This window comes from Pseudomonas sp. LB3P31, from assembly GCF_054897945.1.
Genome location: NZ_CM142710.1, coordinates 194503 through 211429, shown reverse-complemented (window position 1 = coordinate 211429; position 16927 = coordinate 194503). Strand labels below are relative to the sequence as shown.

Sequence of the window (16927 nt, the reverse complement as noted above, 5' to 3'; positions counted from 1 at the left end):
GGGTGCCAATCTCCTCAGGGTAGAGGGTTGTAGCGGATGTGGCGAGGGGGATGCCCTGAAATGGGTCATCGGGCAGGGAGGGATCGCGTGCGCCGGGAAGATCAAAAGATCGCAGCCTCGTTTCACTCGACAGCTCCTACGGGCTCCTACCCCTACCCCTACCCCTGTAGGAGCTGTCGAGTGAAACGAGGCTGCGATCTTTCCCCGAAGCTACGCCGAAGCCTCAGCCTCGACCATCTGCTGCCACAACGAAGGAGCTCCCGCTGCCTTGGCAATGGCTTCCAGCCGCGTAACATGCTGTACCAGGTCGTCCTCGCTGGCGCGGATGATCCGCGTCGGTTGGCGATCCAGCGGCAGGCGGCGGATCTCGGTGGCCGAATTATCCGCACCCTCCCCCGAACCATTGCCATCGGAAGCATTACCGGCCAGGGACAGGCTGGTCTGGCCACCGGTCATGGTAAGGTAAACGTCGGCCAGGATCTCCGAATCGAGCAACGCGCCGTGCAGCTCACGGCCCGAGTTGTCGACGCCATACCGTTTGCACAGGGCGTCCAGGCTGTTGCGCTGCCCAGGGTGACGTCCCCGAGCCATCATCAGGGTGTCGAGGATGGTGCAGTGTTGCGTGATGTCTGCGCGATCGTGCTGGCCCATCAGCGCGAATTCGTTGTTGATGAAGCCAACGTCGAACGCCGCGTTATGGATGATCAGCTGCGCACCCTTGATGAATTCGAAAAACTCATCGGCCACTTCGTTGAAGCGCGGCTTGCCCACCAGGAATTCGTTGGTGATGCCGTGGACGCCAATGGCGCCCTCGTCACTCTCTCGATCAGGTTGCAGGTAGACGTGAAAATGCCGGCCGGTCAGGCGCCGACCGAGCAACTCGACACAACCGATCTCGATAATCCGGTGGCCATCGGTCACCGGCATGCCGGTGGTTTCGGTATCGAGTACAACGGATCTGGTGGCCATCAGTGCTCAGCTCTCAGCGGGTCAATCTTGCAAAAGCGCGAATGTTAACACGCAGGTGGTTATCGTCGAGAGCACGGCCACCGTAGGAGCTGCCGCAGGCTGCGATCTTTTGATCTGCGCTCTTAAAAAACAAGATCAAAAGATCGCAGCCTGCGGCAGCTCCTACAGGGAATTTGTAGCGGCTTCAGGCTTGTTTGTAGCCACGCACTTCGTCGACCCCGCGGTTGGCCAACTGGTCCGCCCGTTCGTTGCCATGATGACCGATGTGCCCGCGCACCCATTTCCAGGTGACGTTGTGGCGATTGACCTGCTCATCCAGCAGCTTCCACAGGTCGGCATTTTTCACCGGTTCTTTCGCCGCCGTCTTCCAGCCGCGTTTCTTCCAGTTGTCCATCCACTCGTTGATGCCTTTCATCACGTACTGCGAGTCAGTCACCAGCAGCACGTCACAGGAACGCTTCAGTTCTTCGAGGCCGCGAATTGCGCCCATCAATTCCATGCGGTTGTTGGTGGTGTTGGCCTCGCCGCCCCAGAGTTCTTTTTCAACGCCCTTGCACACCAGCAATGCGCCCCAGCCGCCAGGGCCGGGGTTGCCCTTGCAGGCGCCGTCGGTGAAAAGTTCTACGCTATCGCTCATGCCAACCTATCCAGAAAAATGCCGTGGCCCGCCGATCCGTGATCGACGCTGCCCGAGGCCGGGACTCGCCCGGCCGGGAAAAAAGAATGTATTACGGTTCGATACGACGTCGATTGACCTTGGCCATCGGCAACGGAATCAGCTTGCCCATCGGCTCGCGGCGTTCCTGGCGCAGGGGTCGCAACCCGACCACGATCTTGCGCGCCACGATTAAATAGAAGCCGCCACCGGACAATTGCCAGTCACCGGCCTTGCGCTCCCAGCCGGCCAGACGGGTCTGCCATGCCGGGGACGCAAGCGGCGGACGATAGCACCCGAAGCGGCGTTTCTCCAGCGCGAAGCCCAACAGGTTGAGCCAGTCGCCCACCCGCGACGGCGAGATGCAACGCGCCTTGCGCAAGCCGTCATGGGCGAACACGTGACGTAACCCCCAAGTACTCCAGGGGTTGATGCCGATGATCAGCAAATGGCCGCCGGGCCGCACGCTACTGGCAGCCTCGCGCAACAATCCGTGGGGCGACAGGCAGAAATCCAGCCCGTGCTGCAGCACCACCACGTCGGCTGCATGTTCACTCAGCGGCCAGGCCTGTTCTTCGCAGACGATCTCAACCCCTGGCAGCGGCGCTCCCAGGCGCACATTGCGCTGCACTTGCGGTGCCGACGGCGGGGTTTCAGCCGAAGGGCCGTAGTGCACCAGGTAGCCACCAAAAAAGCGCCCCAGCTCGTCTTCGAGCATGCGCCGTTCTTCATCCAGGAGAAATTGTCCGATCGGGCCGGACAGCCATTCACGGGCTGCACTGATCAAATCCAGCCAGTCAGGATCCGCCTGAGCGAACGCTTTATCGGTCATTGCATTCTCCAACGCGCCAGGAAGTTCTAAGATGCGCCAATGTTTTCCGCTTGGCGAATCCGACGATGATACAGATCAGTGCCCTGCCTGCCTTTACTGACAACTACATCTGGTTGTTACAAGACCACAGCACTCAACGTTGCGCCGTGGTCGATCCCGGCGATGCCGCGCCGGTCCAGGCCTGGCTCGCGGCCCATCCGGGCTGGGTGTTGAGCGATATCCTGATCACCCATCACCACCACGATCACGTCGGCGGCGTCGAACAGCTCAAGAGCGTGACGGGCGCGACCGTCTACGGCCCCGCCAGCGAGCGTATCCCGGCGCGCGACGTGGCGCTCAAGGATAACGACAAGGTCAGCGTGCTGGGCTGGGAATTCAAAGTCTTCGCCGTTCCGGGCCATACCCTGGGGCACATCGCCTTCTACCACCATGGCTTGCTGTTCTGCGGCGACACCCTGTTTGCCGCTGGTTGCGGGCGTCTGTTCGAGGGCACGCCGGAGCAGATGCATACCTCCCTGACGCGCCTTGCAGCCTTGCCTGAGGATACGCTGGTGTATTGCACGCATGAATACACCTTGAGCAATCTGCGTTTCGCGATCGCGGTCGAACCCGACAATCCCGACACCGTCGAACGCCTGGAAAAAGTCACGCAAATGCGCGAAGCCGGGATCATGACCCTGCCCTCGACGCTGGCCCTGGAAAAGCTCACCAATCCCTTCCTGCGTGTTGGCGAAACATCTATTAAACAAAAAGTGGACGAACGGAACGGTACCAATAACACCGCTCCGAGTGCGGTCTTTGCTGCCTTACGTGCCTGGAAAGACAAGTTCTAGGGAGGCTACTGGACGGTACAGAAATTCTGAATGGTTGACCTCGGGGGGTGCGCTTTCTAGAATCGCCCGACATTTTTGCCCGGAACTTACTTCCAGCCAATGTCGTCATCTATTCGTAAATCCATCAATTCAGACGCATTGACCCGCTTGGCTCAAGCCATTGCGGTGGCTGTGTCCGCCACTCTGGCGGGCTGTTCAAGCCATGTGCCGCAGACCGAAGCGACACACACACCCAACATCGCCGCTCGAGCCAAGCAGAAACCTGTATGGCTCAGCGAAAAGCCTGTTCCGCAAATCCCGCAGGACGTCTGGGAGCGCATGCGCCAAGGCTTCCAGCTACAGGACAGCCTGGGCGTCAACCCGCGCATCGAGCAACAACGCCTGTGGTTCGCCAGTAATCCGACTTACCTCGAAAGCGCCGGTGAACGCGGCAGCCTGTACATCCATTACATCGTCGAACGCCTTGAAGAACGCAACATGCCGCTGGAGTTGGCGCTGCTGCCAGTGATTGAAAGTTCCTACAATCCGATGGCCTACTCTCGGGCCAATGCGGTGGGTCTTTGGCAATTCATTCCCTCCACCGGGCGTTACTTCAACCTGCGCCAGACCCAGGCTTACGATGGGCGCCGCGACATCACCGCCTCGACCACTGCCGCGATGGACTACTTGTCCCGCCTGCACGACATGTTCAACGGCGACTGGCTGCTGGCCCTGGCAGCTTACAACGCGGGCGAAGGCACGGTCAGCCGGGCAATCGAGCGTAACGAAAAGCTCGGCTTGCCCACCGATTACTGGAACTTGTCACTGCCGGCGGAAACCCAGGCGTACGTGCCCAAGCTGCTCGCCCTGTCGCAAGTGGTGCTGTCGCCGCAAGCCTACGGGGTCAACCTCAACCCGATCGCCAACGAACCGTACTTCCAGGTTGTCGAAATCAACCAGCGCATGGACCTGTCCAAGGTCGCTGCAGTAGCCAACATCGACGAAGACGAACTGTTCCAGCTCAATCCGGCGTTCAAACAGCGCACCACCACCCTCGACGGCCCTCAGCATTTGCTGGTGCCAACCTCCAAGGCGCAACTGCTGACCACCAGCCTGTCGACCATGCGTCCTGAAGAGCTGATCAGCAAGCGACCGCTCAAGCCAGTGTTCGAAAACGCCAACAGCCCGGCCATTGCCGGCGCCAAGCGCTCCTATCGGGTCAAGCGTGGCGACAACCTCGGCACCATCGCCAAGGCCAATAACGTCGACGTCAAGGACCTGCAGCACTGGAACAAGCTGACCGGCAAGAATCTCAAGGTCGGTCAGACGCTGGTCATGCAGGACAACACCAAGCGCAGTACCGGTCGCGTCAACACGGTGGTTGCCTCCAACAGCAAGAAGCAGCAGACCCAGTACAAGGTCAAGCAAGGGGACTCGCTGTACATGGTCGCCAAGCGCTTCAATGTCGAGATGCAGCACCTCAAGCGCTGGAACCCGCGCCTGGGACAGGCCCTGAAGCCCGGCCAGATGCTGACGGTTTACTCGCCACACTAATCTGCAGGCGCTAGACCTGTAGAGGATAAGACTTGATGGAGCAAGGCCTGTGGGAACAAGGTCTGTGGGAGCAAGGCTTGCCCGCGATTCAGGCACTGCGGTGTTTCAGTCCAACCGCGTTATCGTTCATCGCGGGCAAGCCTTGCTCCCACAACAAACCCAGCACCTAACCAAGCCTTGCTCCCACAGAAACCCAGCGCCCAACCAAGCCTTGCTCCCAGACAAGCTTGCTCGCGCTGTCTACCGCAAATATCCATCTTTTTCCTGCCCAGACAAGCTGTTACTGTACGGCGCATAAAGCCCAAGCCGCCTGGATCGGATCTCTGACTTGAAGCGTCCCCTCCTCCTGCTCCTGATCAGCCTGGCCTTGAGCTCTTCCGCAAGCGCGACGATCAGCGAAAGCCACGGTTATGCGCAGTTCGGCACGCTCAAGTACCCGGCCCGATTTACCCACTTCGACTGGGTCAACCCGCAAGCGCCCAAGGGCGGTACGTTGCGGGTAATGGCATTCGGCACCTTCGATACGCTCAATCCCTACACATTCAAGGGTTCGAGCCCGGTTTCCACCCCCAACTTCCTGCAGTACGGCATCAACGAGCTCAACGAACCGCTGATGGTCGGCACCGGCCAATACGCACCATCCGGCGATGAACCGACTTCCAGCTACGGGCTGATCGCCCAATCGGTGGAATACAGCGAGGACCGCAGCTGGGTGGTATTCAACCTGCGGCCGGAGGCGCGCTTCCACGATGGCGCACCGATCACCGCCTACGACGTCGCGTTTTCCTACCGCCTGCTGCTCAAGGAAGGTCATCCGCAGTACCGCACCAATCTCCAGGAAGTGTTGCGGGTCGACATCCTCAACGCTCATCGCATCCGCTTCGTCTTCAAGCGCGCGGGCAATCCGCTGTTGATCCTGCGCCTGGGCGAATTGCCGGTGTTGCCCCAGCATTACTGGAAAGATCGCGACTTCAAGGCCACCACCTTCGAACCGCCCCTCGGCAGCGGGCCTTACCGCATCACCTCGGTCACGCCGGGGCGGCAGATTATCTTCGAGCGGGTCAAGGATTACTGGGGCAAGGACCTGGCGGTCAATCGCGGCAAATACAACGTCGATCGCATGGAGGTCGAGTTTTACCGCGACAGCGACGTCGCTTTTGAAGCCTTCAAGGCCGGCGAATTTGACATCTACATCGAACACCAGGCAAAAAACTGGGACAACGGTTACCGTTTCCCGGCCGTCCGGCGCGGCGACGTGATCAAGGCACAGATCCCACACCAGATTCCGACCCAGAGCCAGGGCCTGTTCATGAACAGCCGCCGCGCCACCTTTGCCGATGCCAAGGTTCGCGAAGCGCTCGGGCTAATGTTCGATTTCGAGTGGACCAACCGCACGCTGTTCAGCGGCGCCTACAAACGGGCCATGAGTTACTACCCCAACAGCGAGTTTTCCGCCACGGGGCTGCCGGTCGGCCACGAATGGCTGATGCTCAAGCCCTATCGCGAGCAGTTGCCAGCCAAGCTCTTCACCGAGCCTTTCAGCCTGCCGCAGACCGACGGGCGCGGCATTCCCCGGGAGACTCTGCGCAGCGCCCTCGGTCTGCTCGCCGAAGCCGGCTGGAAACTCAATGGCCAGCGCCTGCAAAATCCCGCAGGCCAGCCATTGCGCCTGGAGATACTGCTGGTCAACCCCAACCTGGAGCGCATCCTCCAGCCCTACGTAGAGAACCTTGCGAGCATCGGCGTCGAGGCCAGGCTGCGCACCGTCGACCGCGCCCAGTACAAGCAACGCCTCGATCAGTTCGACTTCGACATGATCCTGATGACCCTCAACCAGACCCTCAGCCCAGGTCTTGAGCAGTGGCAGTACTTCCACTCCAGCCAGGTGGGCGTCAAGGGCAGCAAGAATTACGCGGGAATCGCCAACCCGGTGGTCGATCACCTGCTGGATCAGTTGCTGGGCGCCCAGACCCGCGATGAACAGGTGGCCGCCGGCAAGGCTCTGGACCGAGTGCTGCTGTGGCAGCACTACATCATTCCCAACTGGTACCTCAATTATCACCGCCTGGCTTACCGCAACCGGTTCGCCTTTGTCACTACGCCGCCCTATACCCTGGGCTTGAGCGCATGGTGGCTGAAATCTTCGGAGAAGGATCGATGACTCCCGTACGTGCCCTGCTCTTGCAGGTCAGCGGCTTGATGTTCGCCGGGCTGGCCTGCGCCGCTCCGCAACACGCCCTGACCCTGTACAACGAACCGCCGAAATACCCTGCCGACTTCAAGCATTTCGATTACGTGAACCCGGATGCGCCCAAGGGTGGAACCTTCCGCCAGGCCGGATTTGGCGGCTTTGACAGCCTCAACCCGTTTATCAGCAAAGGCGTACCGGCCGAAGACGTCGGCATGATCTACGACACCCTGACCAAACACGGCCTGGACGAGGCGTTCACCGAGTATGGCCTGGTCGCTGGCAAGATCGAAAAAGCCCCCGACAATAGCTGGGTGCGCTTCTACCTGCGCCCCGAAGCAAGATTTCACGACGGCCACCCGATCCATGCCGAGGACGTGATCTTCAGTTTCGACAAGCTGACCAAGGAAGGCGCCCCGCTCTATCGCGCCTACTACAGCGACGTCGCCGAAGTCGTCGCCGAAGACCCGCTCACCGTGCTGTTCAAGTTCAAGCACAGCAACAACCGCGAGCTGCCGCTGATCCTCGGCCAACTGCCGGTACTGCCCAAACACTGGTGGGCCGACCGCGATTTCAACAAGGGCAACCTGGAAATCCCCCTCGGCAGCGGTCCCTACCGGGTCGCCGAAGTGAAGGCCGGGCGCTCGGTGCGTTACGAGCGGGTCAAGGATTACTGGGGCAAGGACCTGCCGGTGAACCGCGGCTTCTACAATTTCGACGTGATGACCACTGATTATTACCGCGACAACACCGTGGCCCTCGAAGCCCTCAAAGCTGGCCAGTTCGATTACTGGCTGGAGATGGCTGCGAAGAACTGGGCCAATGCCTACAACATCCCGGCGGTCACCGAAGGGCGGCTGATCAAGGAACAGATTCCCAACGGCAACCCGACTGGCATGCAGGGTTTTGTGTTCAACCTGCGGCGCCCGGTGTTCCAGGATGTGCGCGTGCGCCAGGCCCTGAGCCTGTTGCTGGACTTCGAATGGACCAACAAACAACTGTTCAACGGCGCTTATGTGCGCACCCGCAGCTTCTTCGAAAACTCGGAAATGGCCGCCACTGGACTGCCGGATGCCGATCAGTTGGCAATCCTTGATCCCTTTCGCGGCAAGGTTCCCGAAAAAGTTTTCAGCGAGGCGTTCCAGAATCCGCTCACCGATGCCAGCGGCATGATCCGCGCCCAGCAACGCCAGGCCTATCAGCTGCTGCAGGAAGCCGGATGGCGGATCGTCGACGACAAGATGGTCGACGCCAATGGCAAGCCGGTGTCGATCGAGTTTCTGCTGGCCCAGACCGAATTCGAACGGGTGCTGTTGCCGTTCAAGCGCAACCTCAGCGACCTGGGCATCGACCTGGTGATCCGCCGGGTCGACGTCTCGCAATACATCAACCGCGTGCGCTCACGGGACTTCGACATGATCGTCGGCAGCTTCCCGCAGTCCAACTCGCCCGGCAACGAACAACGGGAGTTCTGGATGTCGGCTGCGGCCGACAAACCCGGCAGCCGCAATTCCATGGGCCTCAAGGACCCGGTGGTCGACCTGTTGGTCGAGCAATTGATCAACGCCGACTCGCGCAAAAGCCTGGTGGCTCACGCCCGGGCGCTGGACCGCGTGCTGCAATGGGGTTATTACGTGATCCCCAACTGGCACATCAAGACCTGGCGCGTGGCTTACTGGAACCATATCGGTCATCCGAAAATCTCACCTACTTACGATGTCGGCATCAATACCTGGTGGATCAAGCCGAACGCAAAACCGGCCATAGAGATCGAAACCGAACTGCAAACCGACCCTGCGGGCACGGAGTAATTAGATGGTGGCGTATATTTTTCGGCGACTGCTGCTGATCATCCCGACTTTGCTTGGCATCTTGCTGATCAACTTCGTGATCATCCAGGCCGCTCCTGGCGGGCCGGTGGAGCAGATGATCGCCAAGCTGGAAGGCTTCGAAGGCGCTACCAGCCGCATTGCCGGCGGCGGCGCCGAGGTCTCGGTGGCCGGCTCGGCCTATCGCGGCGCCCAGGGCCTGGACCCGGCGCTGGTGAAGGAGATCGAGCACATGTACGGCTTCGACAAATCGGCGCCGGAACGCCTGTGGATCATGATCAAGAACTACGCCACGCTGGATTTCGGCGACAGCTTCTTCCGTGACGCCAAGGTCATCGACCTGATCAAGGAAAAGATGCCGGTGTCGATCTCCCTTGGGTTGTGGAGCACCCTGATCATGTACCTGGTGTCGATCCCGCTGGGGATCGCCAAGGCCACCCGGCACGGCAGTCACTTCGACGTGTGGACCAGTTCGCTGATCATCGTCGGCTATGCGATCCCGGCCTTCCTGTTCGCCATCTTGCTGATCGTGGTGTTTGCCGGCGGCAGTTATTTCGACTGGTTTCCGCTAAGGGGACTGACTTCAAACAATTTCGATGAACTGACCACCGGCGGCAAAATCCTCGACTACTTCTGGCACCTGGCACTGCCGGTGACAGCGCTGGTGATCGGCAACTTCGCGACCATGACCCTGTTGACCAAGAACAGCTTCCTCGACGAAATCAACAAACAGTATGTGGTAACCGCCAAGGCCAAGGGCCTGACCAACCACCGCGTGCTCTATGGCCACGTGTTCCGCAACGCCATGCTACTGGTGATCGCCGGCTTCCCATCGGCGTTTATCGGGATTTTCTTCACCGGTTCGCTGCTGGTGGAGGTGATCTTCTCCCTCGACGGCCTGGGCCTGATGAGCTTCGAGGCGGCGATCAACCGTGATTACCCGGTGGTGTTTGGCACGCTGTTCATCTTCACTCTGCTGGGTTTGGTGGTGAAGCTGATCGGTGACCTCACCTACACCTTTGTCGATCCGCGTATCGACTTCGAAAGCCGGGAGCATTGAGATGAATCTGTCCCCGCTCAATCGCCGTCGATTCGAACTGTTCAAGGCCAACAAGCGTGGCTGGTGGTCGCTGTGGCTGTTCCTGGTGTTGTTCGGCCTTAGCCTGGGTGCCGAACTGATCGCCAACGACAAACCGCTGGTGGTGCATTACGACGATGGCTGGTATTTCCCGGCGCTCAAACGCTACCCGGAAACCACCTTCGGCGGCGAATTTCCGCTGGAGGCCAACTACAAGAGTCCGTACATCCGCGAGCTGCTCAAGGCCAAGGACGCCTGGGTCTTGTGGGCGCCGATTCCTTACAGCTATCAAAGTATCAACTATGACCTGAAGGTACCGGCGCCAGCGCCACCCTCGCCGGACAACCTGCTGGGCACCGACGACCAGGGCCGCGACGTGTTGAGCCGGGTGATCTACGGTTTCCGCATCTCGGTGTTGTTTGCCCTGACGCTGACCATCCTCAGCTCAATCATCGGCGTGATTGCCGGGGCCTTGCAGGGGTTCTACGGAGGCTGGGTGGACCTGGCCGGGCAGCGTTTCCTGGAGATCTGGTCCGGGCTGCCGGTGCTGTACCTGCTGATCATCCTGGCCAGCTTCGTCCAGCCGAACTTCTGGTGGCTGCTGGGGATCATGCTGCTGTTCTCCTGGATGAGCCTGGTCGACGTGGTGCGCGCCGAGTTCCTGCGCGGGCGCAACCTGGAATACGTGCGCGCGGCCCGGGCGCTGGGGATGCAGAACGGTGCGATCATGTTCCGCCACATCCTGCCCAACGCCATGGTCTCGACCATGACCTTCATGCCGTTCATCCTGACGGGCGCCATCGGCACCCTGACTGCTCTCGATTTCCTGGGCTTCGGACTGCCGCCGGGCGCGCCGTCCCTGGGTGAACTGGTGGCCCAAGGCAAATCCAACCTGCAGGCGCCGTGGCTGGGCATGAGTGCATTTGCGGTGCTGGCATTGATGTTGAGTCTGCTGGTGTTCATCGGCGAGTCCGCTCGCGATGCCTTCGACCCGAGGAAGTGAAATGAATCAGGACAATCTGATCGAAGTGCGCGACCTGGCCGTCGAGTTTGTGGTCGGTGAACAGTGTCAGCGCGTGGTGGAAGGCGTGAGTTTCGACATCAAGCGTGGCGAGACCCTGGCACTGGTGGGCGAAAGCGGCTCGGGCAAATCGGTGACTGCCCACTCGATCCTGCGGCTGCTGCCATACCCGCTCGCCCGGCATCCTTCCGGGACCATCGAATACGCGGGCCAGGACCTGCTGAGCCTGAAAGAGAAAACCATCCGGCATATCCGCGGCAACCGGATTGCGATGATCTTCCAGGAGCCGATGACCTCGCTCAACCCGCTGCACTCAATCGAAAAACAGATCAACGAAGTGCTGGGCATTCACAAGGGCCTGGTCGGCAAGACTGCCACCAAACGCACCCTCGAATTGTTGGAGATGGTCGGCATCCCCGAGCCGCACAAGCGCCTCAAGGCCCTGCCCCACGAACTGTCGGGAGGCCAACGCCAGCGGGTGATGATCGCGATGGCCCTGGCCAACGAGCCGGAACTGCTGATCGCCGACGAACCGACCACCGCGCTGGACGTGACGGTGCAGCTGAAAATCCTCGAATTGCTCAAGGAATTACAGGCCCGGCTGGGCATGTCGCTGTTACTCATCAGTCACGATTTGAACCTGGTGCGAAGAATTGCGCATCGCGTATGTGTCATGCAGCGCGGTTGCATCGTCGAACAGGCATCGTGCGAAGAATTGTTCCGCGCGCCGCAGCATCCGTACACTCGGGAACTGCTGGCAGCGGAGCCCAGCGGCAAACCGGCAACTAACGTGATTGGCCCGCCGCTGCTGCAGGTCGAGGACCTGAAAGTGTGGTTCCCGATCAAGAAAGGCTTGCTAAAAAAGACCGTCGATCACATCAAGGCGGTCGACGGCATCAATTTCAGCCTGCCCCAGGGCCAGACCCTGGGGATTGTGGGAGAAAGTGGATCCGGGAAGTCGACCCTGGGCCTGGCCATTTTGCGGCTGATCGGTAGCAAAGGCGGCATTCGTTTTGAAGGCAACCAGCTAGACTGCCTGACGCAGCAACAGGTTCGGCCGTTGCGACGGGAAATGCAGGTGGTGTTCCAGGACCCGTTTGGCAGCCTGAGCCCACGGATGTGCGTGAGCCAGATCGTTGGCGAAGGCCTGCGGATCCACAAGATGGGCACCGAAGCGGAGCAGGAACAGGCGATAATTGCGGCATTGAAGGAGGTAGGCCTGGACCCGGAAACCCGGAACCGCTACCCCCATGAATTTTCCGGCGGGCAGCGGCAGAGAATCGCCATTGCCCGGGCTTTAGTGCTAAAACCGGCGTTGATTTTGCTGGACGAGCCGACTTCGGCCCTCGACCGCACCGTGCAGCGCCAGGTGGTGGAGCTTTTGCGTTCACTGCAAACCAAGTACAACCTGACGTATCTGTTTATCAGCCATGACCTGGCTGTCGTCAAAGCGTTGAGCCACCAGTTGATGGTGGTCAAGCATGGCCAAGTGGTCGAACAGGGGGACGCGCAAAGCATTTTTGCCGCCCCCCAACATCCGTATACACAGCAGTTGCTGGAAGCCGCTTTCCTGGCTCCGGCCACTGCGCAATAACCTGAAAGAGGAGCTACACATGGGTTTTCTCGCCGGTAAGCGCGTACTGATCGTCGGTGTCGCCAGCAAGCTGTCCATCGCATCCGGCATCGCTGCCGCCATGCATCGCGAGGGCGCTGAGCTTGCCTTCACTTATCAGAACGACAAGCTCAAAGGTCGTGTCGAAGAGTTCGCACAGAGCTGGGGTTCCAACCCGGACCTGTGCTTCCCGTGCGACGTGGCCAGCGATGAAGAAATCGCCAAGGTGTTCGTCGAGCTGGGCAAGAAGTGGGACGGCCTGGACTGCATCGTTCACTCGGTAGGCTTCGCTCCGGGCGACCAACTGGACGGCGACTTCACCGAAGCCACCACCCGTGAAGGTTTCCGCATCGCCCACGACATCAGCGCCTACAGCTTCGTGGCCCTGGCCAAAGCCGGTCGCGAAATGATGAAAGGCCGCAACGGCAGCCTGCTGACCCTGTCGTACCTGGGCGCCGAGCGCACCATGCCAAACTACAACGTGATGGGCATGGCCAAGGCTTCCCTGGAAGCTGGCGTACGCTACCTGGCCGGCTCCCTGGGCCCGGACGGCACCCGCGTGAACTGCGTATCGGCCGGCCCGATCCGCACCCTCGCCGCTTCCGGCATCAAGAACTTCCGCAAGATGCTGGCCGCCAACGAAGCGCAGACCCCGCTGCGTCGCAACGTCACCATCGACGAAGTCGGCAACGCCGGCGCCTTCCTGTGCTCGGACCTGGCGTCCGGCATCAGCGGCGAAATCATGTATGTAGACGGTGGTTTTAATACTACTGCGATGGGTAGCCTGGAAGAGTGATCTTCGGTTAGCTAATAAAAAACCCGCCGGTAATGGCGGGTTTTTTTATGCCCCTATTTCGAGCTCAGCGCAGATTCCCGGTAGGAGTGAGCCTGCTCGCGATGGCGTAGTGTCAATCACCATTGTATTGCCTGACAGCACGCCTTCGCGAGCAAGCCCGCTCCCACAAGGGGGTCGGGTGAATCAGAAGTATGCGCACAACCACACAAGCGAAGCGCGCCGGCTTGATGCCTTGGTCGGCCCGGAGGCCGCCACGGCCTGGCTTTTGATGGCAGGCGCCCCGTTAACCACGCTGGCCGAACGCAGGTATTGCGTAGCGGGTAAACCGGCAAGGATGTCGGTTTAGCTGCGCTGGGCCATGGATGGCCCGTCGCAGCGGCCTGCGGAGCAATGCCGGAGTGAGGGCACACCGAGCCTAGGCGAGGTGCCGAGTGGAGGGGCAAGAGCGTTTGGTCACTTTGCGCTTTTCAAAGTGACTCGCTGTAAAAGCGAAACCAATGGAAGCCGTTACCGCAGAAATGGATATGTACACACAGTGAGAAAGCCATCGCGAGCAGGCTCACTCCTACAGGATGCCTAAAATCGCACCGCCCCCTGATGGCGCGCGAAATCAACCGCAGCCATCAATCCATCCACCGTCCTGTGCACGTCAGGATCGAACTCCACCTGTTCAATACTGAAGCAAATATCGTAGCCGCGATGAACAGAGGGCATACGCTCATCGAGCATTTCCTGCAGCCGGGCGCGAATGGCGGCCTCTTCTACCGCGCCCGAACCAGTCAGCAACACGGCAAACTCGTCACCGCCTACCCGCCCCACCACATCGCTCTCGCGAAAAGCAATGCGCAGCACGTCGGCGAAAGCCTTCAAAGCCTTGTCGCCTTCGACCCTGCCGTATGTCTGGTTGATATGTCTGAAGTACTGCAGATCGAACAACAACAGGCTCACAGGCTTGTCCAGCTGCTGACAAGCGTCCAACCATAGCTGCGCCAAGGCCAGAAAGCCATGCAGGTTAGTCAACAACGTCAACTCATCCATGCTAGCCATTTGTACCGCCGTGAGTTGTTGCTCGAACTCGCGTGCCAGCTCGCGCATCCGTTCTCGGTCCTGTACGGCAAAATCGAGGACCTTGTGCCCACGCGCAATCTCTACGCTTGGCCCGGTTTTACCCGGCTTGCCTGAAACAACCATCAGCCACTCCGTTGAGGGGTTCATACATTAGAGACCCCCACAGCCGACTTGACTGGCTAATTGACGACCGTTGGTCAGATGCCCTCGACCGGACAAGGTCCTCCCGCCTCCGCCCACAGCTTGAACTGGCTGACAAAAAAGTCGTGCGGCACGGGCACTGGCGCCCTGCCAATACCTGGATTCCAGCCCCAGAGCACCAGCTTGTCGTCGCTGACATGCTTGATCAGGGCGGCGAAATCGCGATCTCCATTGGATGAACGATCCTTGATCATCGCGCACAGCTTGTCCGCTGGCAGGCCGATCCAGGCCATTTTGTGGGCTGCCGGCGGCAGGCTCCAGTGCGGCGCACCGGGTGGCGCGTTCGGGCCGTAACTGGCCGGTGGATTGGCACCTCCGCCACCTGGGCCACATAACTGCCGAACGACTCATGCACCGCCACGCCCAACGCGTGCCCGTCCGGCAGCGCTGCCTTCCAGTTGGCCTTCTCCACCGCCAGGTTCAGCACCCCGAGATGCCGCGGATGCTGCTTGAGCAGGGTGCGTCGGTACTCGACCGGATCCTTGCCTGCGGCCTCGGCCAGTTCATCTATCAAGGATTCCATGACGAACCCGGTGTGGCTATGCCCGACCGATCGCAGCCACAGAACTTGAATCCCGGTCTTCGGCGAGTGCAACTCGACCTGGTGGTTGGCCATGCCCTGCAGGTAAGGACTGTCGGCTACGCCCTCGACCGAAGTCTTGTCGACGCCGTCCTTGACCATCGCCCCTTCCAGCAGGGTGTCGCTACAACCTGGGCTGCAGCAGAATGCCGCTATAGCGCATCAGAAACAGAGTAAAAGCAGCACACCAGCACAGCGCCGACAAGCCGAGACCAGTGGCGGAAAACGGCACGAGCAGCACCCGGCAGACGCCCGCGACCATCAGCAGGGAAAACCCCAGAACCATCGTTTTTGAAGGTTTGAGCGCTCGACCTGTGTGGCCCAGGCTGACCCGCGCAATCATCGCCAGGATCAACCCGCCGATCCCCCCGACTGCAAGGGAATGGCTGGCAAGGCTCTGCTGCGCCAGCAAGCCGGCGTGCCACAGCATCATGGCCAGCGCGGCAACCACCAGCCAGGCATAAGCGAGGTACAACGACCAGAGCAACGGCACACTCCAGATCCCCCGGTCATGCCAATGCCAGAGGCGCAGCAGATGCAAGCCAGCGATCAGCAGGAAAAGGGCCGACAGCCAAAGGCTGGGCAGGTCGTCCAGGCCGAATGCAAATGACAGGGCTGCCAGCAGTCCACCAACCAGCAAGACCCGAGAGGGCCAAGAGCTGGTCACCGGCACTGGCGCACGATTCAAACCGCGCTGGATGAAGAATGGAATGACCCGTCCGCCAATCACACTCATCAGCGCCCCGACCAGCCACAGCGCAGCCAACGCGCCGCGCCGCTGCAGGTCGACGTTGTCCGTCGACATACCCGCCAACGTCATGAACTGGCAACCTGCCAGAAGCGCGATCACCAGCAGGATAGGATAATTATCACGCTTGCCCGCCTTCACCAGATCCCGTCCGATGAACCATGCCACCAACGGCAGGAAAGGGATCTGCGTAGCGATCAGCACTGCGGCCGGCAGCGGCATCAACCACGCCAGTCGCGCCAGCAGCCACACCAGTATCAGACCGATCAGCGGCCAACCGTGCAGGCCTGGGCGGCCGGTCCAGTTTGGCACAGCGGTAAGCAGGAACCCGGCGATGATTGCCGAGGCAAAACCGAATGGCATTTCATGCCGATGCCAGGCCAGCATCCCGCCGATAGGCTGGGCGCCGGGTAGTTGACCGTGCAGCCATAAGGCCCAAATCGCTATGGCAATGGTTGCGAAGCCGGCGCCAGCGAGAAAAAACGGCCGAAACCCGAGACTGAACAGCGGCGCAGAGGCCAGTGGGCGCATCAGACAGTTACCGCTACCAGGCGCTGCCCCAGGCGATGCTGGGACAACAGGCGCATGACATAGCCGATTTTCAACAGGGTTGGCCCGATGATCGTCATGGCGTGCAGGGAGACGAGGACCGGGATCGGCAAGTTTCCCTGGTACAGATAGGCGCCATAGATCCCGGCCAGCGACAGGGCCAGACCGGCACCGAGGATACGGCTGGACAGGTGCAGGACGTTTTGTGGGTTGCTGAAGCAGGTGAACATTTTCCGGTACTCCTGAAGTTGTTCTGGGTACTGGTGGTATATCAAGGGTCGTGCCAGGTTTTATTTCTAAATAAATCAACGTAGTGCGGGGGTGGCGAGTCATAATGACCTAGCGGATATTGAGTCATTATGACTCGAATTATGGTCAATATGACCTGATGGCAATCTCTCAGAATGCAGTGGAAAACTGTGGAAGCAAGGCTTG

The 16927-nt window shown here is 60.2% G+C and carries 14 protein-coding genes and 2 pseudogenes; 8 read left to right on the top strand and 8 right to left on the bottom strand.

What is annotated here, in order from left to right:
• Positions 1-210: 210 nt before the first annotated feature.
• The 3 genes from dnaQ to ACYZTK_RS00920 all read right to left on the bottom strand — a co-directional run bounded on the left by dnaQ (position 211) and on the right by ACYZTK_RS00920 (position 2456).
• Positions 211-969: a DNA polymerase III subunit epsilon gene (gene dnaQ / locus ACYZTK_RS00930; protein ID WP_462012710.1), complete on the bottom strand. Its 759-nt coding sequence runs from the start codon at positions 967-969 to the stop codon at positions 211-213.
• 184 nt (positions 970-1153) lie between these two features.
• Positions 1154-1606: a ribonuclease HI gene (gene rnhA / locus ACYZTK_RS00925; RefSeq protein ID WP_008028618.1), complete on the bottom strand. Its 453-nt coding sequence runs from the start codon at positions 1604-1606 to the stop codon at positions 1154-1156.
• 91 nt (positions 1607-1697) lie between these two features.
• Positions 1698-2456, bottom strand: coding sequence for a class I SAM-dependent methyltransferase (locus ACYZTK_RS00920; protein WP_462012709.1), 759 nt, complete (start codon positions 2454-2456; stop codon positions 1698-1700).
• A 65-nt stretch (positions 2457-2521) separates the two neighbouring features.
• Between ACYZTK_RS00920 and gloB the strand changes: the two genes are divergently transcribed.
• The 8 genes from gloB (at position 2522) to fabI (ending at position 13346) form a co-directional block, all read left to right on the top strand.
• A complete protein-coding gene (gene gloB / locus ACYZTK_RS00915; protein WP_462012708.1) occupies positions 2522-3289 on the top strand; it encodes a hydroxyacylglutathione hydrolase in 768 nt (255 codons plus the stop codon).
• Between the two features lie 99 nt (positions 3290-3388).
• Positions 3389-4822 carry a transglycosylase SLT domain-containing protein gene (locus ACYZTK_RS00910; RefSeq protein WP_462012707.1) on the top strand — a complete coding sequence of 478 codons (1434 nt, stop codon included), beginning with the start codon at positions 3389-3391 and terminating at the stop codon, positions 4820-4822.
• Positions 4823-5168: 346 nt separating this feature from the next.
• The gene (locus ACYZTK_RS00905; protein WP_462014989.1) at positions 5169-6983 is read left to right on the top strand and encodes an extracellular solute-binding protein; all 1815 of its coding nucleotides are present in this window, start codon (positions 5169-5171) and stop codon (positions 6981-6983) included.
• Positions 6980-8821 carry an extracellular solute-binding protein gene (locus ACYZTK_RS00900; RefSeq protein ID WP_462012706.1) on the top strand — a complete coding sequence of 614 codons (1842 nt, stop codon included), beginning with the start codon at positions 6980-6982 and terminating at the stop codon, positions 8819-8821. Before ACYZTK_RS00905 ends, ACYZTK_RS00900 begins: the two co-directional genes overlap by 4 nt.
• A 4-nt stretch (positions 8822-8825) precedes the next feature.
• Positions 8826-9899 carry a microcin C ABC transporter permease YejB gene (locus ACYZTK_RS00895; RefSeq protein ID WP_462012705.1) on the top strand — a complete coding sequence of 358 codons (1074 nt, stop codon included), beginning with the start codon at positions 8826-8828 and terminating at the stop codon, positions 9897-9899.
• Position 9900: 1 nt separating this feature from the next.
• A complete protein-coding gene (locus ACYZTK_RS00890; RefSeq protein WP_462012704.1) occupies positions 9901-10920 on the top strand; it encodes an ABC transporter permease in 1020 nt (339 codons plus the stop codon).
• Position 10921: 1 nt separating this feature from the next.
• On the top strand, positions 10922-12532 hold the full coding sequence (locus tag ACYZTK_RS00885) for an ABC transporter ATP-binding protein (RefSeq protein ID WP_462012703.1): 1611 nt from the start codon (positions 10922-10924) through the stop codon (positions 12530-12532).
• 19 nt (positions 12533-12551) lie between these two features.
• Positions 12552-13346, top strand: coding sequence for an enoyl-ACP reductase FabI (gene fabI, locus ACYZTK_RS00880; protein WP_008152082.1), 795 nt, complete (start codon positions 12552-12554; stop codon positions 13344-13346).
• 576 nt (positions 13347-13922) lie between these two features.
• Here fabI and ACYZTK_RS00875 read toward each other — a convergent pair.
• The 5 genes and pseudogenes from ACYZTK_RS00875 to ACYZTK_RS00855 all read right to left on the bottom strand — a co-directional run bounded on the left by ACYZTK_RS00875 (position 13923) and on the right by ACYZTK_RS00855 (position 16722).
• A complete protein-coding gene (locus ACYZTK_RS00875) occupies positions 13923-14537 on the bottom strand; it encodes a GGDEF domain-containing protein (protein WP_462012702.1) in 615 nt (204 codons plus the stop codon).
• Positions 14538-14611: 74 nt separating this feature from the next.
• Positions 14612-14926: pseudogene (locus tag ACYZTK_RS00870) on the bottom strand (hypothetical protein); the annotation flags it as partial.
• A pseudogene (locus ACYZTK_RS00865) lies at positions 14902-15315 on the bottom strand (xanthine dehydrogenase family protein molybdopterin-binding subunit); the annotation flags it as partial. The pseudogenes ACYZTK_RS00865 and ACYZTK_RS00870, both read right to left, overlap by 25 nt.
• Before the next feature lie 4 nt (positions 15316-15319).
• Positions 15320-16474 (bottom strand): NnrS family protein, encoded by a 1155-nt coding sequence (locus ACYZTK_RS00860; protein ID WP_462012701.1) that lies wholly within the window; start codon positions 16472-16474, stop codon positions 15320-15322.
• Complete coding sequence (locus ACYZTK_RS00855) at positions 16474-16722, bottom strand: transmembrane sensor/regulator PpyR (RefSeq protein ID WP_462012700.1); 249 nt, start codon at positions 16720-16722, stop codon at positions 16474-16476. Before ACYZTK_RS00855 ends, ACYZTK_RS00860 begins: the two co-directional genes overlap by 1 nt.
• Positions 16723-16927 lie beyond the last annotated feature (205 nt).

Excerpts from the sequence above, each read along its gene's own strand:
- fabI (WP_008152082.1), top strand. The coding sequence starts at position 12,552 with ATGGGTTTTCTCGCCGGTAAGCGCGTACTGATCGTCGGTGTCGCCAGC.
- ACYZTK_RS00885 (WP_462012703.1), top strand. The coding sequence starts at position 10,922 with ATGAATCAGGACAATCTGATCGAAGTGCGCGACCTGGCCGTCGAGTTT.
- ACYZTK_RS00875 (WP_462012702.1), bottom strand. The coding sequence starts at position 14,537 with ATGGTTGTTTCAGGCAAGCCGGGTAAAACCGGGCCAAGCGTAGAGATT.
- ACYZTK_RS00920 (WP_462012709.1), bottom strand. The coding sequence starts at position 2,456 with ATGACCGATAAAGCGTTCGCTCAGGCGGATCCTGACTGGCTGGATTTG.
- gloB (WP_462012708.1), top strand. The coding sequence starts at position 2,522 with ATGATACAGATCAGTGCCCTGCCTGCCTTTACTGACAACTACATCTGG.
- ACYZTK_RS00900 (WP_462012706.1), top strand. The coding sequence starts at position 6,980 with ATGACTCCCGTACGTGCCCTGCTCTTGCAGGTCAGCGGCTTGATGTTC.
- dnaQ (WP_462012710.1), bottom strand. The coding sequence starts at position 969 with ATGGCCACCAGATCCGTTGTACTCGATACCGAAACCACCGGCATGCCG.
- rnhA (WP_008028618.1), bottom strand. The coding sequence starts at position 1,606 with ATGAGCGATAGCGTAGAACTTTTCACCGACGGCGCCTGCAAGGGCAAC.
- ACYZTK_RS00910 (WP_462012707.1), top strand. The coding sequence starts at position 3,389 with ATGTCGTCATCTATTCGTAAATCCATCAATTCAGACGCATTGACCCGC.
- ACYZTK_RS00895 (WP_462012705.1), top strand. The coding sequence starts at position 8,826 with ATGGTGGCGTATATTTTTCGGCGACTGCTGCTGATCATCCCGACTTTG.
- ACYZTK_RS00860 (WP_462012701.1), bottom strand. The coding sequence starts at position 16,474 with ATGCGCCCACTGGCCTCTGCGCCGCTGTTCAGTCTCGGGTTTCGGCCG.
- ACYZTK_RS00855 (WP_462012700.1), bottom strand. The coding sequence starts at position 16,722 with ATGTTCACCTGCTTCAGCAACCCACAAAACGTCCTGCACCTGTCCAGC.
- ACYZTK_RS00890 (WP_462012704.1), top strand. The coding sequence starts at position 9,901 with ATGAATCTGTCCCCGCTCAATCGCCGTCGATTCGAACTGTTCAAGGCC.